This is a genomic window from Synechococcus sp. ATX 2A4 (genome assembly GCF_024346375.1).
Classification (GTDB): domain Bacteria; phylum Cyanobacteriota; class Cyanobacteriia; order PCC-6307; family Cyanobiaceae; genus MW101C3.
On sequence record NZ_JAGQCV010000009.1, the window covers coordinates 17,529 to 42,933 of the forward strand.

The window sequence follows — 25,405 nt, forward strand, 5'->3', positions numbered from 1 at the left end:
TTGGTGCTCCCCACTTTTCAAGTCAGTCTTGAATCCCCAGTTCTCCACTCTCACCAAGTGATCGTCCCCAAGGAGGCGAACCCCATGCCTTTCATTGGTGTCGTCTTCCTTGGCCGGAGGAGATCACTTTTTATAGCGGACGCTTCTTCAAGCATTCGCACAAGCCGTCACGCAGAAAAGCACTTTACGGGTCGCTTGCTGACTCCAAATAGTCCTCTATCACACCACTCATATCAAATCAGCTGGCCTTGCCTCCGGCAGCCAGCACAGCCGTACCATCACTCAGCTGTCAAATGGGCAGACGGAATGGCCTTCAGCCATACCGATCAAGCCCATGGAGGAAGCATGCAGGTCGTGCAGGGGGAAGTGAAGTGATCCGCCACACTGACAGCGGCAAGATCAGTGGATCAACGGCCATCAGGGTGAACGAGCTCGGCAAGTGCTATCACATGTATGACGAGCCCATTGATCGGCTGAAACAAGCTGTCTTTCGAGGGCGGAGAACATACTATGGGGAATTCTGGGCGCTCAGAAATGTTTCATTTGAGATTCTCCAAGGCGAAGCCTTCGGGATCGTCGGGCGCAATGGAAGCGGCAAAAGCACGCTCCTCCAGTTGATCTGCGGAACGCTCACACCAACCGAAGGAGAGGTTGAAGTGAATGGAAGAGTTGCTGCCCTGCTCGAGCTTGGGAGCGGCTTCAATCCTGACTTCACCGGCCTGGAAAACATCTATCTGAATGCGTCCCTCTTCGGGCTTTCAAGAGATGATGTGAATGCACGCCTTGATGCAATTATCGGCTTCGCGGATATCGGTGAATTTCTAGGTCAACCCGTAAAGACTTACTCCAGTGGAATGGTAGTCAGGCTTGCTTTCAGCGTGCTGGCTCATGTGAATCCAAGCATCCTCATCGTGGATGAGGCTCTCTCCGTTGGAGATATCTTTTTTCAGCAGAAATGCTACAGGAAGATCAGGGAAGGCCTGGATTCAGGCCTCACGTTGCTTTTCGTAAGTCACGATGAAGCAACACTGAAATCCTTCTGTGGAAGTGGCTTGCTGTTACGCAAAGGGTGTTGTGATTATGTTGGAGAGATCGAAGAATGCACACGTCGTTATCTAAGTTCTGCTCGCTCAGGAGCTTCTGATCAGGAGATGGACGTCCTCCCATCACAGGCAGCACCGTCGCCGCGATTGGGCAGCACCCTCAAGCAAGCTTGCTCAATCACAGTCTCTGGTGCTAGGCGAACAAACCTAGACCTCGGCACTGGCAAGGTGACTATCACAGACTTCTGGTATGAGAGTGAAGATAGCGTCCAACGCTTGAGCTGCCTAGATGCCCAAGATCCGATCATTTTTCACGTAAAGATGAAGGCCAATACATCAATCCAGAATCCGTGCTTCGGGTATATGCTGAAAAACAGCAACGGTCTGTGCGTGTTTTCGATCGAAAGCGATTCCCTGCTTCACTCACTTGAAAGCTTGCCCCCACTTGAGGCGGAAACCCACTATCTGCTGAGGATGACGTTCCAACTACCTCCTCTGAAAAGCGGGGAGTACACCATTGACTTGGCGTTGGCCGATGGACTGGGAGTCAACCACCAGCAATGCCATTGGACGTACGATAGTCACTTGTTCTCTGTCGTTAATCCCAACCTCTCCAATGGGTGCGTCGGTTCGAATGCAACCATTTTTTCTCTAGCTTCCATCCCTGCATCCAGCCCCACGACTTCGTCATGACGCGGCAAGAATCCACCGACTGGCTCCATGGCTCCATCAATACGTATGGGGCTGGTGACCTGATCAGCGATTGCCTTGTTGCGTACGGGGAGTGGGCGCGAACAGAGGTTGAGTTCATCTGCAACCATCTTCTGCCCCCACAAGGAACCTTCATTGATGTGGGTGCCTTCATTGGCACCCACTCCATTCCATTCGCACTGCACGTAGGCAACGGTGGAAAGGGGATCGCCTTTGAACCCAATAGCCCCTCATTCTCCTTGCTAACTGCCAATCTTCAGAAGGCAGGATTGCAGAACGTGACGGCCTACAACATGGCGGCCAGCCATTCCTCAGGCATCGCGTTCAGTTTATTCTCTGATCCGGTAAACCTCGGACACACCGCTCTTCATCAAGTCATTAATACTTCAACGCCAGCAAATGGAGAGCAATCTTTTTGCCTAGGGCAGGCCATTGATGATCTCCATCTGGATCATGTCGATCTTATCAAGGTGGATGCAGAAGGCATGGAGAGAAGCGTTCTCAGTGGATGCTTGGGGTTAATCAAAAATTGCAAGCCCAACATTTTTCTGGAACTCAACAGCCTTGAAGAGCACGCTTTTGTCTTTGAATTGGCAAAGACGTTTAACTATGCAGTGCATGGAGTTCGTACGCTTGCTTTCAGCCCTTCAAATCACAAACACAACCTGATCAACGATCTATTGGGAGGTGGCGCAGAGCTAGGCATTGTCCTGTCGACCCAAAGTCTGCCACGGATCGGCAGTGCCCCTGAGGATGCTTTAATTGTTCAGCCCCTCAAGGATCTTGATGAGCTAGGCATCTTTCTTTTATCCAAGCCTCAATACAGATCCAAGCTACTGACAGGCGCGCTGCCAGAATTTCTCGGAACAACAGATTACTTGTCTACCTCATCCACTTTTCTTGAAACCCAAGCACTCACCGACCGCTCTCATCGGCTGGATGCAGAGAGGATTCAAGCCGTCGAAAGTGCCTCTCAGCTGACAGAGGAGCTGAATAGGACCCGAGAAAGTGCTGGTCTGCTGACGGAAGAACTGAGTAGGATCAGAGAAAATGCCTCTCTGCTAAAGGAGAAGCTGAGCAAAGCCCTTGAAGATGCTCGCCAGGCCCAGAATGAAATGAGGATGGCTCAATCAATTGAGAAGGACACGGCAAGGATGTTGGCTGAAGTGCGAGCAGAGCTTGAAGATCTGGCACACATCAGTGGCCAACAACTGCTAGAACTCAATGAGATCAGATCCAGCCGCTCATGGGCATTGACAAGTCCATATCGGAAGATCGCAACACTCATCCGAGGCTTGATCCGGTGACTGCAGCAAAGCTTGAGCATCACTGGAGCATTGATTCAATCAGACTGAATAGCAAGTCATTCTATGTCTGTGGGTGGTTTTACAGTCCACGTCAGCCATGCACTGATATCTCGCTGGAATTGATCTCTTCTACAGATCAATTGGTCGGCTCCTTTCAGCTCAGTTCCGGGAATCCTCGCCAAGACGTTGGATTGATTCACTCCCAGGATCAGCAGGCGCTCCATTCCGGCTTCACTGGACTCGGAGCATGGCCAGTTGTTCCATGCTCAACGGACAAGTTGCGCCTTCGCTGTGTGCTTGTTGACGGACGGGAGCTCTTGCTGACCATCCCCGAAGAGCGCTGGCGCGCCATAACCACCAGCCGCCCTCTGCTGGCCCAGATGAGAATTCGTCTGGCCCATTTCCGCCACTACAGCCTTAAAGCTGTTGGCCTGATCGCGCGCGGGCAGCTTGGTGTGTTGCACGAAAAGATTCAGCGGCAGTTGAGCGACCAACCATCAACGCAGATTCCGGATGCCGGTCGGCTGCTCCACCTAGCTCAACCGACAGGGAAGGAGAGGGTTCACTTGGTGGTGGACCATCGCCTGGGTGGTGGGGCAAATCAGTATCGCGAACGGCTCACTCGCCAGTATCTGGAACAGGGAGATACTGTTTTGGTCGTTGGATTTCAAGTGACTCAACTCAGCCTTGTTCTGACGGTTCGACGATTAGAAGTGACCCATCACTTTCTGGCTGCCTCCGAGAAGGAGCTGAGTTCTTCTCTGCAAAGAATTAAACTCATAGACATTATCTACAATACCGCAGTCTCCTTTGTTAATCCCGAAGAGGTGCCAAGACTTCTGACGACTTTGAAGCAAAAGAATGGTGGCAAGCTAACTCTGTTGCTTCATGATTATTTCATGATTTGCCCGTCTCATTTTCTGCTCGATAAATCAGGGGCCTACTGCGGAATCCCCGATGCCGATGCGTGTCGTCACTGTCTACCAGTGAATCCCCATGGATTCACAAGCCTCTTCAGCGGAGACATCCATCAATGGCGCTCTGCTTGGCAAGAGGTGATCAAAGAAGCAGACACAATTCTCGCCTTCTCCCAGGCTTCTGCGTCACTATTGCAGAAGGCATTCCCTGATTCCGTCGCCCCAGATGTCCTCCAAGTGCAACCCCATGAAGTCACGTATCTACGAGGCCAAACCATCAAGGTTGGCAGCATTGAACCACTTGTGATCGGGATCGTTGGGCAAATCGGCCTGCACAAGGGGGCAGAAGTGGTGCGCGATCTTGCGGCTGAGATACGGCGCCAACGCGGAACCGAGCGCATTGCTGTGATCGGCACGCTCGAAACCAATGCCGACAAGACCATTGTGAGTGAAACAGGCCCCTACCGCCACGACAACCTGGCCGAGGAGATTCGACGTTCTGGCGCCAATTTAATGTTTCTACCTTCTATCTGGCCTGAAACCTTCTCCTATGTGGCACAAGAGATGATGGAGCTTGGACTGCCTATCGTATGCTTTGACTTGGGTGCGCCTGCCGAGCGAATACGTACATACTCAAAAGGGTTCCTCCTTTCATCGCGACGTCCAGAGGAGCTACTGCAGGAACTGAGAATGTTCTCTCGACGTCACTACTCTTCCACTTCTCAATCATCATCCTAGATGTCATCTCAAGTTCACGTCTTCACCAGTGCCGCCCTCAACTATCTGCCCAAGGTGCGGATTCTGTTTGAGTCCCTGAGGAAGCATCACCCCGAGTGGAAGTTGTATCTCGTCTTGGCCGATACCCTTGATGTGGACATTGATTACAGCCAGGAACCTCTCGACTCCATCGTACCGATTGATCAGCTTGATATTCCCGAGTGGCGAGGCTGGTCCTTCTGTCATGGCATCACCGAGCTAGCCACGGCGATCAAGCCGTTCATGCTCAAGAAGCTGCTCAAGGAAGGTGAGCCGGGCGATCAGGTGTTGTACATGGATCCAGACACGGTTGCCTTCTCGCGGCTCGATGATCTTTCGCAAGCGCTTGAGGAAGCACCGATCATTCTCACCCCCCATCAGACATTTCCTGACGACACATTGGCCGCCATCATTGACAATGAAATCTGCAGCCTGAAACATGGCATTTATAACCTTGGCTTTCTGGGTGTGGCCGTAAGCCCGATCGGCCTCGCATTTGCGGAGTGGTGGTCTCAAAGGCTTTACTACTTCTGCCGTGATGACATCCCCAATGGCCTGTTCACAGATCAACGCTGGATTGATCTGGTTCCCGCTTTCTTCCCAGGTGTGGCCATCATCCGAAACGGACGGCACAACCTGGCCACATGGAACATCACAACCCGATGCCTGGAAAAAGCAGCTGACGGAACCTATCAGGTTGATGGCGAGCCATTGGGGTTCTATCACTTCACCGGCTTTGACAGCGGCGCCCATCGCGTGATGGCGGCGAAGAACTCGGGCAACAATCCATTCATGGCCGAACTGATCCAATGGTATAGCGAGCGGGTTCGTCATCTCGGCGACGACAAGTTCACAAAAAGGCCTTGGGCATTTGGTCGTTTCAGTGATGGGAGCCCCATCAACTCTGATCAGCGCCTGATCTATCGCCTAAGACGTGATCTTCAGAAGGCCTATCCCGATCCCTACATCGCTTCTGGATACAAGGCATGGTGGGATCAACGGGCCCTGAAAGACTTCCCGGGGCTGTTCGATGCTGAGAAGAGACAAGCCACTCTGCGGCAGCTTCAATCTGCCCTAACCCCCGGCTTCGTGCTCAACGATCCAGCGGCAGCCCTGCCCTCTTCAGTGGGCAATCTTCTGCGTGAGGCAATCAAAGACCCCCGCACCGGCATTGAACTTGGGCGTAAAGGGTGGCAGATTCTGCGTCAAGAAGGAATTGGCGGTCTGCGTCGCCGTTTCAGCTGAATGCATCATTCCAGGATTCACATCCAGCGGGTGCCCCACTTCCGGAAGTAGATCCAGGCGCTGTGAAAATTCACGAGCGTGAGGCGCTTGCTGCGGTGATTGCCTCGTCCCCAATGGTGAGTGACGGCTCCTTCTGGCAAGTGCACTGTGCGGCCAACGCGCGCCATTTTTCGAGTCAGATCAGCATCTTCAAGATAAAGAAAGAAGGTGTCGTCAAAGCCCTCAACGGCGATGAAGGCTGATGCTCTCATGAGCATGCAGCAACCGCTTAGATAGGGAACATCCAGCACCTGAGAGTAGTCATGGCCAGCCATTACATACCAGCAGTCGTAGCGGCGTAACCAGCTCGGCTTGAACCGTTCAGGGATGAATCTTCGGCTGAACAGGCCCAGCAGTGTGGGGTGCTGCTTGCACAGGCGCTGAGGGATTCCTTCGGGATCCAACAGTTGCGGCACCGCCAATGCCACATCGGGGTGAGCAACCAGCCAATTGAGCAGAGTCTCAAACGTCCCCTGCTCCCAGGCCAGATCGGTGTTGAGCGCCCCCAGGAATTCTGGCAGTTCCCCTTGCTCGGCCAGCGTGCGCACCACCTGATTGATGGCTCTGCCATACCCCGCATTGCTCTGGCTGGACACAAACAGGGTGGCGCCCTCACGCAGCACATCCACCGCTTCACCGGGCCTGTGGTCGTTAGCGATCACGGCGTAGCCGACATCATCCGCCAACCGGGCAAGGCAGGCCTGCAAACGCGAAACCTCCGCTTCACCGGGGTGATACGCGACAAAAATCAGAAGGCAGCGGAACGCGCTTGCGACTGTCATGAGGGTGATTTTCTCATCATCACTTCGCCGGCTTCGCCATCCTTATGGTCTTGATGGACGTGAGCGAAAAGCGTTGTACGAATCGTGGAGATCTGCTCAAAGCGCATCTTGAAAAAGCTCTTCTCCTGATCCGACTCCACCCCAGCTGGCACTGCCCCCGCTCCACTCCGCCAGAAGGGCAGCTGCAGCCAGCCCTCAGCCCGGAAACGGCAACACCCGCATCAAACTCCCCATCTCCAACGCCTGCAGCGCGTAGCTCCAGCCCAGGTTGCTCTTGATGCCGGCACGCTCCAGTGCCTGCTGGAGGGTATCGGTGGTGAGCACACCGAAGATCACCGGCACGCCCGTATCGCGGGCCACGGCCGCCACGCCCTTGCTCACTTCGGAGCAGACGTAATCAAAGTGGGGCGTGTCGCCGCGGATCACGGCCCCAAGGGTGATCACCACCTGGTAGCGGCCCGAGGCCGCCAGGCGCTGCGCCACCAGGGGAATCTCAAAGCTGCCGGGCACCCAGGCCACATCCAGCTGCTCGCTGGTGGGGGCAACGTCGATGCCGTGGCGCGAGAGGGCATCCAGACAGGCGCTGAGCAGCTTGCCTGTGACCAGATCATTGAACCGGCCCACAACGATGCCGATACGGAGGCCACTGACCTCGGTGAACCGTCCTTCGAAAACCGCCAAAGGGCCTCAGACCACGAAGTAACTCATGCCCCAGTTGAGCAGAACGAGGGCCACCCAGGCGGCGCCACCCAGCAGGATCAGGCGGTTGGAACGGCCGCTGTCTTCGGTGCTCGCGTAGAGCACCGGCACCGCCACGATCAGGGCGAACGACATCACCACCAGGGCCAGAACGGTGAGGGTGTTGAGGATCTGCATGGGACCTGCGGGGCCTGGGGATGGCAGTGCTTCGATCTTCCCACGTGGGATTTCCCTGATCCGCAGGCGGCCGCCGGATCCTTCACATCTTGTGGGGGAGCAGCTGGCCCGGGGCCCTTACCATCGCTGCAGCCAGGAGCCGCCCGTGGGCGCCGACGCCGATCGCCAGCTCCCGTTGGTGCCAGAGCAGGCGCTTCAGGGCAGCCTGTTCGCCGCCGCCGAGCCCGCTGACGCCCCTGGCGATAGCGAGAGCAGCAGCCCGGGCGATCCCGACCTGGAGGACGGCGCCCTGGCGGCAGCGGCCGCCGCCCGGCCCCGGGCCCACTCGCGCCGCAGCCTCCCCGCCAGCCCCGAGCCGGACGAGCCCCCCGCCAGCGCCAATGGCGAAACCGGTGGGCAGGACGCCGCCGCCGCAGACCAACCCCGCTGGCACCACCACAATCTGGTGGCGCCGGAAGCCCTGCCGCCGATGCTGCGGCACTACGCCGAGCTCAAGCGCGCCCACCCGGAGCGGGTGCTGCTCTACCGACTCGGCGACTTCTTCGAGTGCTTCTTCGAGGACGCCATCCAGCTGTCCCGCCTGCTGGAGCTCACGCTCACCGGCAAGGACGCCGGCAAGACGATCGGCCGGGTGCCGATGGCCGGCATCCCCCATCACGCCGCCGAGCGGTACTGCAGTGAGCTGGTGCGCCGCGGCCTCAGCGTCGCCCTCTGCGACCAGCTGGAGACCACCGCCGCCAAGGGGGCGTTGCTGAAGCGCGACATCACCCGCGTGCTGACCCCCGGCACGGTGCTGGAGGAGGGGATGCTGGCGGCCCGGCGCAACAACTGGCTCGCGGCGGTGGTGCTGGAGCAGGCCGACTGGGGGCTGGCGGTGGCCGATGTGAGCACCGGCGAGTTCCGCCTCACCCAGCGGCAGGGAAGTGATGCCCTGCACCAGGAGCTGCTGCAACTGGAGGCGGCCGAGCTGATCTGGCCCGATCCCGACGCCACCGCCTTCCCGGACGGCGCCGACCCGGACCACGCCTCCGCAGCAGCAGCCGGCAAGCCTGCCTGGTGCCCAGCGGCCCTGCACCTCACCCGGCTGGCGCGCACGCCGTTCAGCCTGCCGGAGGCGCGGCGCACACTGCTGCAGCGCTTTCGGCTTGCCACCACCGACGGGCTCGGGCTGGCGGAGGCGCCCCTGGCGCTGCGGGCGGCGGGCGGGTTGCTGCGCTACCTCGACGACAACCAGGCCGGTGCCCGGAGCACCGCCGCCGGCGTGGTGCCCCTCGATCCACCCACCCTCCGCTTCGCCGGCGATCAGCTGGTGCTCGATGCCCAGACGCGGCGCAACCTGGAGATCACTCGCACCCAGCGCGACGGCCAGTTCCACGGCTCCCTGCTATGGGCCCTCGATCGCACCATGACCGCCATGGGCGGCCGGGCCCTGCGCCGCTGGCTGGAGGCGCCGCTGATGGACCGCGCCGCCATCCACGCCCGTCAGGAGGGCGTGAGTGAGCTGGTGGAGCAGCGCGGGCTGCGGCTGGCCCTGCGCCGGCTGCTGCGGCCGATGGGCGATCTGGAGCGGCTGGCGGGCCGGGCCGGCGCGGGCACCGCCTCGGCCCGGGATCTGGTGGCCCTCGCCGATGGACTCGAGCGGCTGCCGCGGCTGGCGGCGCTGCTGGCGGCGGCGCGCAGCGAGCCCCTGGCGGCGCTGCGCGACTCCCCGGGCGAACTGGCGGCGCTGGTGGAACAGCTGCGCCACACCCTGCAGGACACCCCGCCGCTGAGCCTCACGGAAGGGGGGCTGATCCACGACGGCGTCGACGTGCGGCTCGATGGGCTGCGCAACCGTCTCGACGACCAGCAGGCCTGGCTGGTGGAACAGGAGCAGGCGGAGCGGCAACGCAGCGGCATCCCCTCGCTGCGGGTGCAGTTTCACCGCACCTTCGGCTACTTCCTCTCGGTGAGCCGGGCCCGGGCCACACGGGTGCCGGAGCACTGGATCCGGCGCCAGACCCTGGCCAACGAGGAGCGCTTCGTGACGCCTGAACTCAAGGCGCGCGAGGGGCGCATCCTGCAGCTCCAGGCCCGCGCCGCCCAGCGAGAGTACGAACTGTTCAGTGAGCTGCGCACCGCCGTTGGCGCGCTGGCCGCACCGATCCGCAGCGCCGCCCGGCGCGTGGCCCGCCTCGATGCGATCGCCTCGCTCGCCGAGGTGGCCGCCACCTGCGGCTACTGCCGCCCCGAGCTCACCGACGACCGCAGCCTCTGGATCGAGGCCGGTCGCCATCCCGTGGTGGAGCAACTGCTGGTGGAGGAACCCTTCACTGCCAACGGCATCCAGCTGGGTGAGGCGGGCCAGCCCGATCTGGTGGTGCTCACCGGCCCGAACGCCAGTGGCAAGAGCTGCTATCTGCGCCAGACGGGCCTGCTGCAGCTGATGGCCCAGATCGGCAGCTGGATTCCCGCCAGCCGCGCCCGGCTCGGCCTCTGCGACCGCATCTTCACCCGGGTCGGCGCGGTGGATGACCTCGCCACCGGCCAGTCCACCTTCATGGTGGAGATGGCCGAAACGGCCAACATCCTGCACCACGCCACCGATCGGTCCCTGGTGCTGCTCGATGAGATCGGGCGCGGCACCGCCACCTTCGATGGCCTCTCGATCGCCTGGGCGGTGGCGGAGCACCTGGCCGACGGCCTGCAGGCGCGGGCGGTGTTCGCCACCCACTACCACGAGCTCAACGAGCTGGCTGAGCTGCTGCCGAATGTGGCGAACTTTCAGGTGCTGGTGGAGGAAACCGGCGAACAGCTGGTGTTCCTGCATCAGGTGCGCCCTGGCGGCGCCAGCCGCAGCTACGGCATCGAGGCAGCCCGCCTGGCCGGGGTGCCGCAGCAGGTGGTGCGCCGCGCCCGCCAGGTGCTCGGACGGATCGAGGCCAACAGCCATGTGGTGGTGGGACTGCAGGTGGCGGCTTAGGGCCTCAGGCGCGATCCAGCCAGGCGCGCCGCAGCAGGGCGTTCACCGTCGCCGCCACCAGACCCGCCCCCCCTTTGCTGCCCTCCAGCCGAATCTGGGGCAGACCGCTGGCGGCCAGGTGGCGCTTGCTCTCGGCCACCCCCACAAAACCCACCGGCATGCCGATCACCAGGGCCGGCGGCACCACGCCCGCCGCCGGGTCGTTGCCGCCCACCAGCTCCAGCAGGCGTTCAAGTGCGGTGGGAGCACTGCCAATCAGCACCACTGCTCCCGGCAGCGCCGCCAGAGCCGGGGCCATGCCCGCAGCGGTGCGGGTGCTGCCTTCCGGGGCCAGTGCCGGCGCCCAGGCCAGCACGCTGTGCACCGGGTTGCCGAAGCTGCGGCGGGCCATCGGGGTCACCGCCGCAGCCGCCATCGCGGTGTCGGTGAGGATCGGCGCTCCGGCCGCCAGGGCCGCCAGGCCGGCGGCGCAGGCGCCCGGGCTGAAGTAGAGCTGCGGCGCGATGCTCAGATCGCCACTGCTGTGCACCAGGCGCTCAAGCACCTCCTGTTGCACGGGGTCAAGACCGGTGGGCCCCAACCAGCCCCGGATCCGTCGCACGCTTTCGGTGAAGATCGGATGGTCCACGGCCTGCCCCGATGCCGATCCATCTCTACTGGGGCGACGACGAGGCCAGCCGCCAGCGGGCGGTGGAGGAGCTGATCACCGCGTCGGTGGATCCGGTCTGGCAAAGCATCAACCTCAGCTGGCTCGATGGCAATGAGGCGGCCCAGGCCGGCCAATCCCTGATCGAGGCCCGCACCGGCCCGTTCGGTGGCGGTGACCGGGTGGTGGTGCTGCAGCGCAGCCCCTTCTGCCACACCTGCCCGGCGGAGCTGGCCACACAACTGGAGGCCAGCCTGGAGCTGATCCCCGCCACCAGCCACCTGGTGCTGGTGAGCGAGGGCAAACCGGATGCACGCCTGCGCACCACCAAAGCGCTCAAGGCGATCGCCAACGAGCGCAGCTTCGTGCTGCCGGCGGTGTGGGACGGTCAGGGCCAGCTGGAGCTGGTGCGGGCCACCGCCCGATCCCTGGGCCTGACGGCCACACCGGAGGCGATCGAAGCGCTGGCGGGTGCGGTCGGCAGCGACAGCGCCCGCCTGGCCAGTGAGCTGGAAAAGCTCGCCGTGTTCTGCGGTGAGCGCCCGATCGATGGCGCGGCGGTGGCGGCGCTGGTGGCGGGCCACAGCACCAGCAGCCTGGCGGTGGGGGAAGCGCTGCTGGGCGGGGACGCCGGCGAGGCCATCGCCCTGGTGGACGAGCTGGTGCGGGCGGGGGAACCGGCACTGCGGATCGTGGCCACTCTTGCCGGCCAGCTGCGGGGCTGGGTGTGGGTGAGCCTGCTGGACGCCCAGGGCGAACAGGACGTGGCCGTGATCGCCAAGGCGGCCGGCATCGGCAACCCCAAGCGCATCTACGTGCTGCGCAAGCAATTGCGCGGACGGTCGGCGGAGCGACTGCTGCGGTTGCTGGGGCAGCTGCTGGAGGTGGAGGCGGCGCTCAAACGGGGCACCGAAGCCGGCGACGCCTTCCGCGATGGTTTCCTGGCAGGCCCACTCCGATAATCAGGACCAATCCACTGTTCGCGCGCGCACCGGGATGGCCCTGCTGGTTCAGAAGTTCGGGGGCACCTCCGTCGGCAGCGTGGAGCGCCTGCAGGCCGTGGCGCGGCGTATCGCCGCCAGCCGCGAGGAGGGCCACGATCTGGTGATCGTGGTGTCGGCCATGGGCCACACCACCGACGAACTCACCGGCCTGGCCAGGGCGATCACCACCACCCCTCCCCAGCGGGAGATGGACATGCTGCTGGCCACCGGCGAGCAGGTGTCGATCGCCCTGCTGGCGATGGCACTGCAGGCGATCGGGGTGCCGGCCGTGTCGATGACCGGCGCCCAGGTGGGGATCGTCACCGAATCGTCCTACGGGCGCGCGCGGATCCTGGAGGTGCGCACCGACCGGATCGAGCGGCTGCTGGAGGAGGGCCAGGTGGTGGTGGTGGCCGGCTTCCAGGGCACCAGCAGCGGCAGCGCCGGCACGCCGGAAATCACCACCCTGGGCCGTGGCGGCTCCGACACTTCGGCCGTGGCCCTGGCGGCGGCCCTGGCGGCCTCGGTGTGCGAGATCTACACCGATGTGCCGGGGGTGCTCACCACCGACCCCCGCCAGGTGGCCGATGCCCAGCTGATGGAGCAGGTGAGCTGCGACGAGATGCTGGAGCTGGCCAGCCTCGGCGCCTCGGTGCTGCACCCACGGGCGGTGGAGATCGCCCGCAATTACGGCGTGCCGCTGGTGGTGCGCTCCAGCTGGAGCGAGGCCCCCGGCACCCGGCTCACCAGTGGACCGCCGCGCCCGATCGGCAGCGGTGGACTGGAGCTGGGCCGTCCTGTCGACGGCGCCGATCTCGAGGAGCACCAGGCGGTGCTGGCCCTCACCCGCGTACCCGACCGGCCCGGTGTGGCCGCCCTGTTGTTCGAGGCCCTCTCGGCCGCCGGCCTGAATGTGGACCTGATCGTGCAGTCGACCCACGACGGCACCACCAACGACATCGCCTTCACCCTGGCGGAGGATCAGCTGGAGGCCTCACTCACGGTGTGCCGCAACCTGCTCGGCGACCTCCAGGCCGATGACACGGCCCTGAGCAGCGAGCCGGGCCTGGCCAAGCTGAGCATCTCCGGGGCAGGGATCATGGGGCGGCCGGGCATTGCCGCGCGCCTGTTCGACACCCTGGCGCGCTACGGCATCAACCTGCGCATGATCGCCACCAGCGAGGTGAAGGTGAGTTGCCTGGTGGACGGCAGTCAGGGCCACCGCGCCCTGCGGGCCGCCGCCGAGGTGTTCGAGCTGCAGGAGCACCAGCTGCGCCACAACCCATTGCCCTGCAAGGTCAACGATCCTGCGGTGCGGGGCGTGGCGCTCGATCGGGATCAGGCCCAGGTGGCCGTGCGGCAGGTGCCCGATCGGCCCGGCACCGCCGCCGCCGTCTGCCGCAGCCTGGCGGATGCGGGCATCAGCCTCGACACGATCGTGCAATCGGAGCGCACCCGTGGAGAAGGGCCCAGCCGCAGCCGCGACATGAGCTTCACCCTGCGACGGGAGGATCTGGCGCGGGCCCGCCAGGCCTTGCAGCCGCTGCTGCTGCAATGGCCGGCGGCCAGCTTTGAGCAGGGCAGTGCGATCGCCCGGGTCAGCGCCGTGGGCGCAGGCATGCCTTGCACCCCCGGCACAGCGGGCCGCATGTTCCGGGCCCTGGCGGCCGCGGGCGTCAACATCGAGATGATCGCCACCAGCGAGATCCGCACCAGCTGCGTGGTGGCGGAAGGCGACGGGGTGAAAGCCCTGCAGGCGGTGCACGCCTGCTTCGCGCTGGGCGGCGAGGACAATCATCAGGCGGAAGGCAGCGAGGCCCCCACCAGCCACGACGCCGCCCTCCCCGCGGGCGCTTAAGTGCACTGGCTCTCCACCCGCCGTTGGCTGGCCCTGGCGGCGGCGCTCGATGCCGCCGGCCTGGTCGTGCTGGCCCTGCTGATCGGCCGGGCGCGCCAGGCGCCGAGCGACCCAAGTGCCGGCCTGCTGCTGGTGCTGGTGTTGCTCTACTGGACCTTCGGCTGGCTGTTCGGCTCCTACACCGTGCTGCGCCGCTCCGACCTGCGCCGCACACGCCTGGCCCTGCGGCTCGGAGTCACCAGCGCGGTGTCGCTCAGTGCCGCGGCCCTGCTGGGCTGGCTGGTGCGGGCAGGCCCGGCTGTCGCCGTGCTGCACCGCGGCAGCCTTATTCCCCTGTTCGCGCTCCTGGCCCTGTGGAGCGCCCTGGTGCGGCTGGCGATCCGGCACCGCTCCAGCCACCCCGGCAGCGACCACTGGCGGGTGCTGGCACTGCCGGAGGAAATGGCGGCGATCGAGCGGGAATGGGCGCGCCAGACGGGACGACCGGCGCTGGCCATCCACGACGCACGCACCCAGGAAGCTCCGATGGACGGCGACCCCCCGGACCGTGAACCGCTGCCGGGCCGGCTGGATGGCATCGCGCTCAGCCCGGGTGTACAGGTTGACCCCGCCCTGATGCGGCGGGCGGAGCAACTGGCCTGGCTGGGAGGGCCGCTCACCACCCTTGCCGAAATGGCCGAGCAGGAACTGCAGCGCATCCCGCCGCAGTGGGTGGGGCACCAGTGGCTGCTGTTTTCCGGGCGGATCGAAGGGCGTCAGCCCACTGTGGAGAGGCAGCTCAAACGCTTCGCCGACGTGGCCATCAGCCTGCTGCTGCTGCTGCTGGCCGCGCCGCTGCTGCTGCCGGCTGCGGCACTGATCCGCTGGAGCGATGGCGGGCCGGTGTTTTACCGCCAGCGCCGCTCCGGCCTGATGGGCGAAGCCATCGAGGTGATCAAGCTGCGCTCGATGGTGCGGCAGGCGGAGCTGGGCGGGGCAAGGTGGTCGGAACCGAACGATCAGCGCATCACCCCGGTGGGGGTGTGGCTGCGGCGCACCCGCCTCGATGAACTGCCCCAGCTGCTGAATGTGCTGCGCGGCGAGATGAGCCTGATCGGCCCACGGCCGGAGCGGCCGGAGCTGGAAGGGGAGTTGGAGCAGCGCATCCCCCACTACCGCCTGCGGCACTGGATCCGCCCAGGCCTGAGTGGTTGGGCGCAGGTGAACATGCCTTACAGCTCCAGCGTGGAGGATGCGGAGCTGAAACTCAGCTACGACCTCTACTACCTGCGCAACGGCAGCATCTGGCTGGATCTGCTGATCCTGGCAAAAACGATCAAGACGGTGCTGAAGGCCTCTGGGCGCTGAACAAAGGCCGCCCGCGTGCAACGGCGTCAGCTCTCAGCGGTGGCCCTGCGCGTTGGGGAGTGGCCCTGCGCGTTGCTTAATGGTGACCCACCAGCTTCTGGCGCAATTGCTTGATGCGATCGCGCAGGTTGGCAGCTTCTTCGAAGTCCAGATTCTTGGCCGCCATTTTCATCTTTTCCTCCAGCTGGGTGATCAGCTCCGGCAGCGCATCCAAGGGGGCTTCGTTGTGAACAGCCAGCTCCACAGCCTGTTCCAGCTGATCGTCGTTGAGGCGGCGGGACACCTCCAGGGAGGCCAGGATTGAGTTGCCGGCCCGCTTGCCGGCGGGGGAGGGTGTGATGCCGTGCTCTTGGTTGTAGGCATGCTGGATGGCACGCCGCCGCTCGGTTTCGGAGATGGCCTTCGCCATCGAATCCGTGAGGTTGTCGCCGTAGAGCAGCGCCACCCCACTCACGTGGCGAGCGGCGCGGCCAATCGTCTGAATCAAGGAACGCTCTGCCCGCAGGAAGCCTTCCTTGTCAGCATCGAGGATCGCCACCAGCGACACTTCAGGAAGATCGAGCCCTTCGCGCAGCAGATTCACGCCCACCAGAGCATCGAACACGCCATTGCGGAGATCCTGGATGATCTCGATGCGCTCGATCGAGTGGATTTCGGAGTGGAGATAGCGCACACGCACCCCATTCTCGGCCAGGTAATCGGTGAGATCCTCCGCCATGCGCTTGGTGAGGGTGGTGATTAGGCTGCGCTCCGAGCGTTCCGCCCGCACCCGGATTTCTGCCAACAGATCATCCACCTGCCCCTCGGTGGGGCGCACCTCCACGATCGGGTCAAGCACGCCGGTGGGGCGAATCACCTGCTGGGCAATGTGGCCTTCACTCTGCAGCATCTCCCATTGGCCAGGGGTGGCGGACACGAAGATGGTCTGGCGGGCTTTTTCCCAGAACTCCTCCGCCTTGAGCGGGCGGTTGTCGGCAGCGCTGGGCAGGCGGAAACCGTGGTCGATCAGCACCTGCTTGCGGGACTGATCACCGTTGTACATGGCATGCAGCTGGGAGCAGGTGACGTGGCTTTCATCCACCACCAGCAGCCAGTCGTCGGGAAAGTAATCGATCAGGCATTCGGGCGGGGTGCCGGCCTGACGGCCGGCGAGGTGACGGGCATAGTTCTCCACGCCGTTGCAATACCCCACTTCCTTGAGCATCTCCAGGTCGTAGGCGGTGCGTTGCTCAAGGCGCTGGGCCTCCAGTAATTTGCCCTGCCCATGCAGCACTTCAAGGCGGTCGCGCAGCTCCGTGCGGATCGCGTCGATTGCCACTTCAAGGCGATCTTTGGGGGTCACGAAGTGTTTGGCAGGATAGATATTCACCGTCTCCAGGCTCTGCAGGATCTCGCCGGTGGTGGGATCCACATAGCGGATCGCCTCCACCTCATCCCCGAACAGCTCAATGCGCACGAGCCGGTCTTCATAGGCAGGGCCGATCTCCAGCACATCGCCTTTCACCCGAAAACGGCCGCGGCCCGCTTCCACATCATTGCGGGAATACTGATTGTTCACCAGCTCCCGCAGCGAGCCCCGCAGATTGAGCGTGTCCCCGACCTGAAACTTCACCGCCGCCTTGAGGTATTCCGAAGGGATCCCGAGGCCGTAGATGCAGCTGATCGAGGCCACCACGATCACATCGCGCCGTTCAAATAGCGAACGGGTGGCGGAGTGGCGCAGCATGTCGATCTCTTCGTTGATCGAGGCCGTCTTAGCGATGTAAGTGTCGGAAACAGCAACGTAGGCTTCCGGCTGATAATAGTCGTAGTAGGAGATGAAATATTCGACGGCATTCTCTGGGAAGAATTCGCGCAGCTCGTTGCACAACTGCGCCGCCAATGTCTTGTTGTGGGCCAGCACCAGGGCAGGCCTGCCGGTGCGGGCGATCACGTTGGCGATCGAAAAGGTCTTGCCCGTTCCGGTGGCGCCCAGCAGGGTCTGAAAACGCTCCCCCGCCTCCACGCCACTGGTCAGGGTCTCGATGGCGGTCGGTTGATCGCCCTTGGGTTCGTAGGGGGCTGTGAGGTGATAACGGGCCATGCCCCTCGGATCTCAGGCCAGGCCTGCCGCAAGCATCTGATCCTAAGGAAGCCGCACGGGGCAGGGGCGGAAGGCCGCCCTTCGCCTCGCAGAGGTTCAGCCGAGTCCGACGCCAGCCAGCAGGCCAGCGCGGGTAAAGCTCACATTCAGACCGAGCAAGCCGAGAATCAAGGTGCTGAGGATGCTGTAGGCCAGGGCACCCAGGATGGCGCTCACTGCTCCTCCGCGCAGCCGGAAGCCTTCGATCAGCCACGCCGCCAGGGCGAAAAGAATGATCGTGATCAGCCAGTTGAACAGAAAGGTCACAGGCGCGATCAGTCCGCCCAGGCTGGTGACCGCCCAGGGGAGCGCGAGCAGAAGTTTGAGCGGCCACACCAACAGGGTGCCCAGTAGGCCGATCACCACCGCAGACAGGAGGGCCGTCCCGAAGTTGGCCATCTCGACCCCAAGGGGAAGCGCCGCCACGATCAGCAGGATGGCGGCACGGATGGGCCACTGCAGCAGCCAGACGAAGGCTCCCATGCGTCAAAGGTGCAGATCGGCTGAACCCTATCCAAATCGCCAGGAGGTAGCCATGCCGCAGAGCACAATCCTTCACGGCAAGCGGCCAGGCGAATCAAAGGTCGCCGCGACCACGGGCAGCCAAGGCGCCAGGGCGGCCGCAGAGATTGGCCGGCCGGGTGGTTCAGCGCCTCAGTGAACAGCTGCCGGAATGCCGCTGAGCGCCTCGCGCAGGCTGCGCACCACCGCCACCATCGCCAGGTCGTCGTGCAGGCGGTTGATGGCCGAGCCAACGCCCACGCCACTGGCACCGGCAGCGATCGCCAGCGGCAGGGTCACGGCCGACAGGCCGGAGGCGCACAGCACCGGCAGGGGAACGGCGCGGCTGATGGCGTGGGCCGCCGCCAGAGTGGGCGCCGCCTTTTCGATCAGGCCCAGGATGCCGGCGCTGTGGGGGAGGGCGCTGGTGCCGCCTTCGGTCTGGATGATGTCGGCGCCTTCGGCGGCCAGGGCCACCGCCAGCTGCTCCTGCTGATCGAGCGGCAGGATGTGCGGCACGGTGACGGACAGCACCACATCGGGCAGCAACTGCCGGGTGCGGCGGGTGAGGGCGATCACCTCATCGGCGCCGAAGCGGCGGCCCAGCGGGTAGAAGGCATCGAAATTGCCGATCTCCACCATCGCGGCGCCGGCAGCGACCACCGCAGGGAACAGGTCGGGATCGACAGCCGAGGCGCAGATCGGCAGACCGGAGGCCGCCGCCGCCAGCCGCACCAGCTCGGGGTCACAAGCCACGTCGATCAGGTCAGCCCCGCCGGCTCCCGCCGCCCGGCTCACCGCCGCCACCGAAGCAGCGTCACGGTTGGTGAGGCCCGCGATCACCTTCAGCAGCCGCCGCGAGGCCAGCGAAGCTTGCAGTGCAACGGGCAGACTGGCGAGGCGGGACATCGGCGGGGGCAGCGGATGACTGGCATTGTCACACCCACCGGGCAGGAGGAGCAGCCCGCCAGGCAGGGGAAACAGCTGCCGGCCCGCTCCCCATGGGGGCCCCTGCAGCTGCGCCTGCACCAGACCCTGCTGCTGCACCCCGAGCTGCTGCCACCGGGGGAGCGGTTGCTGCTGGCCGTTTCCGGCGGCCAGGATTCGATGGCGATGACCGGGCTGCTGCTCGACCTGAGCCGCCTGCACCACTGGCAGCTCCATCTGTGGCACGGCGACCACGGCTGGCGCCACGAAGCCGGCCGCCAGGCCAGGGAGCTTGCCGCCTGGGCCAGGCAGCAGCAACTGCCGCTGGAGCTGGACACTCCTGCCCAGGTGCTGGGCTCGGAAGCGGAAGCGCGGGAATGGCGGTATCGCTGCCTGCAGCACCTGGCGCAGCAGCTGGGTTGCCGCCGGGTGGCCACCGGCCACACCGCCAGCGACCGGGCCGAAACCATGCTTCTGCACCTGGCCCGCGGCACCCATCTGCGGGGGCTGGCAAGCCTGCGGCGCCTGCGACCCAGCAGCGGCAAGGTGCAGATCGCCCGGCCGCTACTGGGGCTGATGCGAGAGGACACCGCGCGGTTCTGCGCGGATCGCGGCCTGCCCGTGTGGCCCGATTCCAGCAACGCGGATCCGCGCTTCAGCCGCAACCGCATCCGCCACCAGGTGCTGCCGGTGCTGGAGGAGCTGCATCCCGGGGCCAGTCGGCGCATGAACGCCCTCGCCGAACGGCTGGAGCATGGCCAGGCGCTGCAGAGCGAGCTGTTGTCTCTTGGCGTCACTGCGCTCCGTGAGCTGAGCAGCCCCCGCACCCTCAGGCGTGCCGCCCTGGCCGAGCTGTCCGCGGCCGCTCAGACCGCCGTGCTGCGCCATTGGATCGAGCGGGAAACGGGCAACGGGCCACTGAACTCCCAGCTGGAGCGCCTGACGCAGCGGTTGCCGCTGGAGCACGGGCCTGGCAGCCTGGATCTTGCCGATGGTTGGCGGCTGGAGTGGGAGCGCGAAACGCTCACACTTGAGCGGTCTGCCAGTCGCACCGATCCGCCATCGGCTTCGACCCTCCACGCCGCCTCCCACTGATGCCAGAAGTTTTCGATCAGGCCAGCTTCGACCGCAGTTACGGCGTGGTGGAGCTGGCCTACAGCCAGGGGCGCTACGACGAAGCCCTCTCCGGCGCCGAAGCGCTGATGAAGATGGTGCAAGGCACGGGCAACCGTCCCCAGGTGCTCCGCCTCAAGCTGCTGCTCGGCCACATCAATTTCTATGGGCTGCAGCAGCCGGTGCGCGCAGGGCAGCTGTATCGCAACGTGCTCGACAACGCCCTCGACCCCACCTACCGCGACCTGGCGGCTCAGGGGGTGGAGCTCACCGAGAAGGCCCTGCAACGGACCAGCGCGCCCGAGCCCGGGAATGTTCCCGATCTGCTGACCAACAAGCCAACGATCGACGGGATGGCCGGCGGCAAGGCCGCCATGCCCTGGCTGAGCAATGGCGGCGGTGACAATGAGGCGGAGCTGCTCGACCTCGAAGGGAGCACGGACGCTTCACTGCCGTTCATGACCCCGGCATCCGCCTCTGACAGGGATGCGGCCAGCGGCAGCAGCGGTGGGGCGATTGAACCGGTGCTGCCGGTTCCGCCCCCGATCGAAACCGTGAACGTGCGGCTGGTGGAGGACGCCACACCCGCGTCCCGCTGGGCCGCTGATTCGGGGCTCACTTCACTGCCGCCATTGGAAATCAGCCCCGCAGAGGAAGCGGAGCTGATGAAGGGCCTGCTGCGGGTGGTGCTGGACTGACGCCCGGCACCACCCGCTGGGCGGGATCAGTCGGCCGCCGTGGAGCGGCGGCGACGCACCCGGTTCGCGGGCATTTCCGGCTCTTCGCGGCGCACCACCGCAGGCTCCTCATGGACGACGGCGGCCGCTGGTGCCGCAACCGCGAGTTGACGGACAGGCGTGGCGGCAGGTGCCGGTGCGGTGCGCACCGCACCGTCCCGTACCACCTCGCGGCTCTGGTGCCGCACGGTGCGGGGAGCCGGCCGGCTGTCGGGCTCGGCATCGGCGCGACCCTTGTAGGCCGGCGTGCCCCCGGGAGCCGGCTGGACCAGGCAGATGATCAGCGGCTCCACCTGCAGCTCGCGGCGCAGCCGGCGCTGCAGCCCCACTTCGATCTCGCGCTGCACGCCCACCCAATCCACTTCAGGGGCATTGCCGCCGCTGTTGCGGGAGAGCTGATTCCAGCGGTTCTCCAGCACCCAGGTGATTTCACGCTCGGCCCAGACCGAAAGCTTGCGGGCATCGGCGGTGGTGACCACGCCGCGCAGATTCACCCGCGGTGGAGCCGCCATCACGCCATCGGTGCTGATCACGGTGAGCAGCGTGATCACCCCGTCTTCGGCCAGCTGCTGGCGCTCCTTGAGCACCCTGGCGTCGACGATGCCGTTGCGGGAGGCATCGAGCAGCTCAATGCCGGCCTTGACGGGTTCACCCCTGTGGATGCGATCGGGGGTGAGTTCCACCACATCGCCGTTGTCGATGATCAGGATGTTGTCGGCGGGAACCCCCATCGACTGGGCCGTCTTGGAGTGGCACACGAGCATGCGGTGCTCGCCGTGCACGGGCACGAAGAACTTCGGCCGGGTGAGCGCCAGCATGAGCTTGTGATCTTCCTGGCAACCATGGCCGGACACGTGAATGCCCTCGCCTTTGCCGTACACGACCTTCGCCCCCATCATCATCAACCGGTCGATGGTGTTCACCACCGAGATGGTGTTGCCGGGGATCGGGCTGGCCGAGAAAATGATCGTGTCGGTGGATTTCACCTGCACCTGGGGGTGCTCGCCGCGGGAGATGCGGCTCAGGGCGGCGAGGGGTTCCCCTTGGCTGCCGGTCATCAGCAACAGGGTTTCGCGGTCGGGCAGATCACGGATCTGCTTGATCGGCACGAACAACTCATCGGGGCAGCGGATGTAGCCCAGTTCGCGCGCCTTGGCGATCACGTTGAGCATGGAGCGGCCCAGCAGGCCCACCTTGCGACCATGCTTCATGGCCAGTTCCAGAATCATCGACACCCGATGGACCGAGCTGGCGAAGGTGGTGACGATCACCCGGCCTTCGGCATTGGCGAAATGGCGATCAAGATTCGGGAACACGGCCCGTTCGGGAGGGGTGAAGCCAGGAATCTCGGCATTGGTGGAGTCGCTGAACAGGCAGAGCACGCCCTGCTCGCCGTAATGGGCCATGCGCTGGATGTCGAAGTATTCGCCATCCACAGGGGTGTGGTCGAACTTGAAGTCACCGGTGAACACCACCACGCCCACGGGGGTGGTGATCGCGAGGCTGAAGCTGTCCGCGATCGAGTGGGTGTTGCGGATGAACTCCACCTTGAAGTGCTGCCCCACCTTCACCACATCGCGGGGGCTCACGGTTTGGATAACGGTGCGATCGGTGACCGCTGCCTCCTCCATTTTCCCCTGCAGCATGGACATCGCCAGCCGCGGCCCGTAGATCACGGGGATGTTGAAATTCTTGAGGTGGTGAGGGATGCCACCGATGTGATCTTCGTGACCGTGGGTCACGATCATGCCGCGGATGCGCTTCTGGTTCTCGCGCAGGTAGCTGGTGTCGGGCAGCACCACGTTCACGCCGTGCATGCCATCGCTGGGGAAGGCCAGGCCGGCATCCACCAGCATCAGATCATCGCCATATTCGAACACGCAGGTGTTCTTGCCAATCTCGTGAAGGCCGCCGAGGGGAATCACGCGGAGACAGGGTTGTTTGCCGTTGGTGCTTGAGGTCATCAGGGGTGTCTCCGGATCAGATCCGGAACGAAAGGGAATGGAGCTGCGGAGCGGATGTTGTGGTCTGGTGCGGTGAAGCTGAAGCAGGAGTTCCGGGCGAGGCCATGCCGGAGGGGAGCCTTGGCGTCACGTGGGACGCAGGGCGGCCAAAGCAGTGGTCAATCGTTCACGCACATCGCTGTCGGCAGAAACAAGGGGAAGTCGGGGGGCGCCCACGGGCCAGCCTTCGAGCTGCAGGGCGGCCTTGACGGGAATCGGATTGGTGCAGGAAAACAGCGCCCGGCACAGCGGCATCATCTGCTCGTGCAGCGCCTGGGCAATGGCATGGTCGCCGGCATGGAAGGCGGTGATCATCTGTTGGATCAGGGGGCCCACCAGATGGCTGGCCACGCTCACAACGCCCACAGCCCCGAGCGCCAACATCGGCAGCGTCAAGGCGTCGTCGCCGCTGTAGATCGCCAGGGCGGAGCCACACCGGACCCGCAGCTGGGTGACTTCGTCGGTGCTGCCGCTCGCGGCCTTGTAGCTCACCACGTTGGGCAGATCCATCAGCCGCGCGGTGGTGTCCGGGGCCAGGCTGCAGGAAGTGCGGCCAGGGATGTTGTAAAGCATGATCGGCAGTTCCGGCACGGCGCTGGCGACGGCCCGGAAATGCGCTTCAAGCCCCTCCTGGGGCGGTTTGTTGTAGTAAGGCACCACCACCAGCGCGCCGTCGGCGCCGAGTGCGGCCGCCTGGGAGATCGCCTCCACGGCCTCGGCGGTGCAGTTGCTGCCGGTGCCGGCGAGCACCTTGGCGCCGGGTCCCACCGCCTCTTTCACGGCCTGGAAGAGTTGATGCTGTTCCTGCCAGCTGAGCGTGGGGGATTCCCCGGTGGTGCCGCAGACCACCAGGCCATCGGACCCATGGGCCACGAGATGCACGGCCAGCCGGGCGGCCAGATCGAGATCCAGGGCACCATCGGCCGCGAACGGCGTGACCATGGCGGTGAGCACCCGGCCGAAGGGCGCGGCAACCAGCGTCAACCGGCACCTCCTGCAAGGGATTGCACGCGGAAGGGCGTTGCCGCCGTGGCCTCGGCCAGGCCGCCGTGGGGTTGGCGTGCCGGGTCGAACAGCAGTTCGGCGATCTGGATGGCGTTCAGCGCGGCACCCTTGCGGATCTGATCGCCGCAGAGCCAGAGCTCCAGCGCATGGGGATCGCTGATGTCCTGGCGCAGCCGCCCGATCGCCACCGGATCCCTGCCGGTCACATCGGTGGGCATGGGGAAACGGTTGGCGTCGAAATCCTCGATCAACTCCACACCGGGTGCCGCCGCCAGCAGGGCGCGGGCTTCCTCGGGCGGAAAGGGCTCCTCGAATTCAATGTTCACCGCCTCGGAATGGGCCCTGAGCACGGGCACTCGCACGCAGGTGGCCGTCAGCCGCAGCTGCGGCAGCTGCATGATCTTGCGGGTTTCATTGACCATCTTCAGCTCCTCCTCGCAATAGCCGTTGCTCTGCAGCGGCGAGTTGTGCAGGAAGAGGTTGAAGGCGAGCGAATGGGGCAGCACCTCACTCACCGGTTGGCCGCCATCAAGCACGGTGCGGCTGAGCGTGCGCAGCTCCTCCATCGCCCTGGCACCCGCGCCACTGGCCGATTGATAGGTGCTCACCACAACACGGCGGATCGGTCGCCGGGCCTGCAGGGGAGCCAGGGCCAGGGTGAGCAGGATCGTGGTGCAGTTGGGATTGGCCACGATGCCCCTGTGGGCGAACGCCGCCGCCGGATTCACCTCGGGCACCACCAGCGGCACATCCGCATCAAGGCGGAACGCGCTGGAGTTGTCGATCACCACGGCGCCGGCCGCCACCGCCAGCGGCGCCCACTGCTTCGAGATCGAGCCGCCGGCGGAGGCCAGCACCAGATCCACCCCTTCGAAGGCATCCGGGGCGACCGGCCGCACGGTGAGCTCACGGCCCCGCCAGGTGAGGCTGCGGCCAGCGGAGCGGGGGGAGGCCAGCAGGCGCAGGTCGGCCACCGGGAAATGGCGCTCCTCCAGCAGCTCAAGCAACTCACAACCCACTGCACCGGTGGCGCCAAGCACGGCGACGGTGAGGGGCTGACGGCTCAGGAAGGAGGCGGATGGTGCGGTGGACAACGTGGCGGGGGAGAACGGAGCAGCAGACAAAAACAGGATCAGGCGAGGTGGAGCCGAAATGGCTCAGGAGGCAGCGGCTGGGAGCGAGCGCTTGGAAGAGAACGGGGTGGGCCGACAGACGCAGCGAATGAAACGGAGAGAAAAGAGAAGTGAAAGAAGACGGTGTGTTGTGAAAAACCTTTGCCGCCAGCGCGGCGATCCAACGAGGGTGAGAAACGGGCTGGGCGCGAGCTCGGCAGGAGAGCGCTTCCTGCCTGCGGCGAACCGGATGGGGATATGGGTCTGTTTGTCGTCCCGATCACCATACCCGGACCCCAACGCTTTGGCGAACAGAGATGGGCCTGCCTGCGGCGTCCATGGCCCGGTTGGCGGCGCCCTCTGCCTGATTGGCAGGGGGAGGGAGAGGTGGGTTTCTAGTATCGGGAGCTGCC

Annotated in this window: 20 protein-coding genes; 10 read left to right on the top strand and 10 right to left on the bottom strand. The window is 64.4% G+C overall.

All coding sequences use genetic code 11. The annotated features are described in order from the left end of the window. The first annotated feature begins 422 nt into the window (after positions 1-422). The 4 genes from KBY97_RS09770 (at position 423) to KBY97_RS09785 (ending at position 5,979) form a co-directional block, all read left to right on the top strand. Entirely contained in the window at positions 423-1,736 is a 1,314-nt protein-coding gene (locus KBY97_RS09770) for an ABC transporter ATP-binding protein (RefSeq protein ID WP_255146658.1), read from the top strand. Then, positions 1,733-3,061: an FkbM family methyltransferase gene (locus KBY97_RS09775; RefSeq protein ID WP_255146660.1), complete on the top strand. Its 1,329-nt coding sequence runs from the start codon at positions 1,733-1,735 to the stop codon at positions 3,059-3,061. Before KBY97_RS09770 ends, KBY97_RS09775 begins: the two co-directional genes overlap by 4 nt. A 317-nt stretch (positions 3,062-3,378) precedes the next feature. Further along, the gene (locus tag KBY97_RS09780; protein ID WP_255146662.1) at positions 3,379-4,716 is read left to right on the top strand and encodes a glycosyltransferase; all 1,338 of its coding nucleotides are present in this window, start codon (positions 3,379-3,381) and stop codon (positions 4,714-4,716) included. Beyond that, positions 4,717-5,979, top strand: coding sequence for a glycosyl transferase (locus KBY97_RS09785; RefSeq protein ID WP_255146664.1), 1,263 nt, complete (start codon positions 4,717-4,719; stop codon positions 5,977-5,979). Positions 5,980-5,996: 17 nt separating this feature from the next. On the opposite strand, the gene KBY97_RS09790 is transcribed toward KBY97_RS09785, so the two are convergent. The 3 genes from KBY97_RS09790 to psbZ all read right to left on the bottom strand — a co-directional run bounded on the left by KBY97_RS09790 (position 5,997) and on the right by psbZ (position 7,676). Next, positions 5,997-6,800 (bottom strand): glycosyltransferase family 2 protein, encoded by an 804-nt coding sequence (locus KBY97_RS09790; protein WP_255146665.1) that lies wholly within the window; start codon positions 6,798-6,800, stop codon positions 5,997-5,999. Positions 6,801-6,995: 195 nt separating this feature from the next. Further along, on the bottom strand, positions 6,996-7,481 hold the full coding sequence (gene ribH, locus KBY97_RS09795) for a 6,7-dimethyl-8-ribityllumazine synthase (RefSeq protein ID WP_255146667.1): 486 nt from the start codon (positions 7,479-7,481) through the stop codon (positions 6,996-6,998). A gap of 6 nt (positions 7,482-7,487) precedes the next feature. Further along, complete coding sequence (gene psbZ / locus KBY97_RS09800; protein WP_255146669.1) at positions 7,488-7,676, bottom strand: photosystem II reaction center protein PsbZ; 189 nt, start codon at positions 7,674-7,676, stop codon at positions 7,488-7,490. Positions 7,677-7,821: 145 nt separating this feature from the next. On the opposite strand from psbZ, the gene mutS reads away from it, so the two are divergent. Continuing rightward, entirely contained in the window at positions 7,822-10,638 is a 2,817-nt protein-coding gene (mutS, locus tag KBY97_RS09805) for a DNA mismatch repair protein MutS (RefSeq protein ID WP_255146671.1), read from the top strand. A gap of 4 nt (positions 10,639-10,642) precedes the next feature. On the opposite strand, the gene KBY97_RS09810 is transcribed toward mutS, so the two are convergent. Continuing rightward, positions 10,643-11,266, bottom strand: coding sequence for a precorrin-8X methylmutase (locus KBY97_RS09810; RefSeq protein WP_255146673.1), 624 nt, complete (start codon positions 11,264-11,266; stop codon positions 10,643-10,645). Positions 11,267-11,277: 11 nt separating this feature from the next. Between KBY97_RS09810 and holA the strand changes: the two genes are divergently transcribed. The 3 genes from holA to KBY97_RS09825 are packed head-to-tail and all read left to right on the top strand — an operon-like array spanning position 11,278 to position 15,472. Continuing rightward, complete coding sequence (gene holA, locus KBY97_RS09815) at positions 11,278-12,246, top strand: DNA polymerase III subunit delta (RefSeq protein WP_255146675.1); 969 nt, start codon at positions 11,278-11,280, stop codon at positions 12,244-12,246. Between the two features lie 34 nt (positions 12,247-12,280). Next, positions 12,281-14,125, top strand: coding sequence for an aspartate kinase (locus tag KBY97_RS09820; RefSeq protein WP_255146677.1), 1,845 nt, complete (start codon positions 12,281-12,283; stop codon positions 14,123-14,125). Continuing rightward, complete coding sequence (locus tag KBY97_RS09825) at positions 14,126-15,472, top strand: exopolysaccharide biosynthesis polyprenyl glycosylphosphotransferase (RefSeq protein ID WP_255146679.1); 1,347 nt, start codon at positions 14,126-14,128, stop codon at positions 15,470-15,472. Between the two features lie 76 nt (positions 15,473-15,548). Here KBY97_RS09825 and uvrB read toward each other — a convergent pair whose 3' ends face one another. The 3 genes from uvrB to KBY97_RS09840 all read right to left on the bottom strand — a co-directional run bounded on the left by uvrB (position 15,549) and on the right by KBY97_RS09840 (position 19,004). After that, the gene (uvrB, locus tag KBY97_RS09830; protein WP_255146681.1) at positions 15,549-17,555 is read right to left on the bottom strand and encodes an excinuclease ABC subunit UvrB; all 2,007 of its coding nucleotides are present in this window, start codon (positions 17,553-17,555) and stop codon (positions 15,549-15,551) included. A gap of 96 nt (positions 17,556-17,651) precedes the next feature. Continuing rightward, positions 17,652-18,077, bottom strand: a complete 426-nt coding sequence (locus KBY97_RS09835; protein ID WP_255146683.1) for a phage holin family protein — start codon at positions 18,075-18,077, stop codon at positions 17,652-17,654. A gap of 171 nt (positions 18,078-18,248) precedes the next feature. Further along, complete coding sequence (locus tag KBY97_RS09840; RefSeq protein ID WP_255146684.1) at positions 18,249-19,004, bottom strand: DUF561 domain-containing protein; 756 nt, start codon at positions 19,002-19,004, stop codon at positions 18,249-18,251. Positions 19,005-19,019: 15 nt separating this feature from the next. Between KBY97_RS09840 and tilS the strand changes: the two genes are divergently transcribed. Next, a complete protein-coding gene (gene tilS, locus KBY97_RS09845) occupies positions 19,020-20,117 on the top strand; it encodes a tRNA lysidine(34) synthetase TilS (RefSeq protein WP_255146685.1) in 1,098 nt (365 codons plus the stop codon). Next, a complete protein-coding gene (locus tag KBY97_RS09850; RefSeq protein WP_255146686.1) occupies positions 20,117-20,833 on the top strand; it encodes a hypothetical protein in 717 nt (238 codons plus the stop codon). Before tilS ends, KBY97_RS09850 begins: the two co-directional genes overlap by 1 nt. Before the next feature lie 26 nt (positions 20,834-20,859). On the opposite strand, the gene KBY97_RS09855 is transcribed toward KBY97_RS09850, so the two are convergent. The 3 genes from KBY97_RS09855 to KBY97_RS09865 all read right to left on the bottom strand — a co-directional run bounded on the left by KBY97_RS09855 (position 20,860) and on the right by KBY97_RS09865 (position 24,974). Next, positions 20,860-22,836 (bottom strand): ribonuclease J, encoded by a 1,977-nt coding sequence (locus tag KBY97_RS09855; protein WP_255146687.1) that lies wholly within the window; start codon positions 22,834-22,836, stop codon positions 20,860-20,862. Positions 22,837-22,962: 126 nt separating this feature from the next. Then, the gene (gene dapA / locus KBY97_RS09860) at positions 22,963-23,859 is read right to left on the bottom strand and encodes a 4-hydroxy-tetrahydrodipicolinate synthase (protein ID WP_255146688.1); all 897 of its coding nucleotides are present in this window, start codon (positions 23,857-23,859) and stop codon (positions 22,963-22,965) included. Continuing rightward, complete coding sequence (locus tag KBY97_RS09865) at positions 23,856-24,974, bottom strand: aspartate-semialdehyde dehydrogenase (RefSeq protein ID WP_255146689.1); 1,119 nt, start codon at positions 24,972-24,974, stop codon at positions 23,856-23,858. The genes dapA and KBY97_RS09865 overlap by 4 nt, the downstream gene beginning before the upstream one ends. Positions 24,975-25,405: the final 431 nt, after the last annotated feature.

Excerpts from the sequence above, each read along its gene's own strand:
- KBY97_RS09775 (WP_255146660.1), top strand. The coding sequence starts at position 1,733 with ATGACGCGGCAAGAATCCACCGACTGGCTCCATGGCTCCATCAATACG.
- KBY97_RS09785 (WP_255146664.1), top strand. The coding sequence starts at position 4,717 with ATGTCATCTCAAGTTCACGTCTTCACCAGTGCCGCCCTCAACTATCTG.
- KBY97_RS09790 (WP_255146665.1), bottom strand. The coding sequence starts at position 6,800 with ATGACAGTCGCAAGCGCGTTCCGCTGCCTTCTGATTTTTGTCGCGTAT.
- psbZ (WP_255146669.1), bottom strand. The coding sequence starts at position 7,676 with ATGCAGATCCTCAACACCCTCACCGTTCTGGCCCTGGTGGTGATGTCG.
- holA (WP_255146675.1), top strand. The coding sequence starts at position 11,278 with ATGCCGATCCATCTCTACTGGGGCGACGACGAGGCCAGCCGCCAGCGG.
- KBY97_RS09820 (WP_255146677.1), top strand. The coding sequence starts at position 12,281 with ATGGCCCTGCTGGTTCAGAAGTTCGGGGGCACCTCCGTCGGCAGCGTG.
- uvrB (WP_255146681.1), bottom strand. The coding sequence starts at position 17,555 with ATGGCCCGTTATCACCTCACAGCCCCCTACGAACCCAAGGGCGATCAA.
- KBY97_RS09835 (WP_255146683.1), bottom strand. The coding sequence starts at position 18,077 with ATGGGAGCCTTCGTCTGGCTGCTGCAGTGGCCCATCCGTGCCGCCATC.
- KBY97_RS09840 (WP_255146684.1), bottom strand. The coding sequence starts at position 19,004 with ATGTCCCGCCTCGCCAGTCTGCCCGTTGCACTGCAAGCTTCGCTGGCC.
- tilS (WP_255146685.1), top strand. The coding sequence starts at position 19,020 with ATGACTGGCATTGTCACACCCACCGGGCAGGAGGAGCAGCCCGCCAGG.
- KBY97_RS09850 (WP_255146686.1), top strand. The coding sequence starts at position 20,117 with ATGCCAGAAGTTTTCGATCAGGCCAGCTTCGACCGCAGTTACGGCGTG.
- KBY97_RS09855 (WP_255146687.1), bottom strand. The coding sequence starts at position 22,836 with ATGACCTCAAGCACCAACGGCAAACAACCCTGTCTCCGCGTGATTCCC.